Source organism: Palleronia caenipelagi (assembly GCF_007004065.1).
In the GTDB taxonomy this organism is placed as follows: domain Bacteria; phylum Pseudomonadota; class Alphaproteobacteria; order Rhodobacterales; family Rhodobacteraceae; genus Palleronia; species Palleronia caenipelagi.
Genome location: NZ_VFSV01000179.1, coordinates 1 through 630 on the forward strand (window position 1 = coordinate 1; position 630 = coordinate 630).

Here is a 630-nt window from a genome sequence, read left to right on the forward strand (position 1 = left end):
GCTCAGTTCGATCTGATCCTCGCTGACGCCGGGCACCCCTTGCGGGCCTTCGGGTCCCTCGGGGCCTTGCGGTCCCACCGGCCCCGCGGGTCCGACCGCGCCCTGCGGCCCCGGCGCGCCATCGGCCCCGGCGGGTCCCTGCGGTCCGATCGCCCCATCAGCGCCATCAGCACCATTGGCCCCGGCCGGGCCTGCGGGACCTGCCGGTCCGATCGGGCCGGTGATATCCGCAAGGCTGTAGAGCCGCGTCTCTTCCGCCTCCCCGGCATAGGCCCAGAAGACCTGCCCGTCATGGAGGCGGTAGACGATGTCGCGGGCGCGCGGACCTTCAGGCCCGCGAATGTCTCCGGTGACCAGCGAGGTGCCATCGCCGAAGGTCAGGGTGATCTTTCCGGTCTCGGGGCTCCAGGCATGGCCGATGACGCCATTGCGCCAGGTGCCGCTGCCCAGATGGGCATCGATCTGGGCCACGAGGGCGGCGGCGAGGCTTTGTCCGTCGGTGAGAGCGAGATCGGGCATGGGGGTCTCCTGTCAGGCGTCGGTCACGATCACCGGCTGACCGTCGAGGGTGACGATCTCGCCTGCGAGGGTGAGGTAAGGGGTGTCGGGAAAGGGGATGGGCAGCGCGTC

Annotated in this window: 1 pseudogene; it reads right to left on the minus strand. The window is 70.8% G+C overall.

Annotation, left to right across the window (positions count from 1 at the left end):
• Positions 1-519 (minus strand): annotated as a pseudogene (locus tag FEV53_RS22000) (collagen-like protein); the annotation flags it as partial.
• Positions 520-630 lie beyond the last annotated feature (111 nt).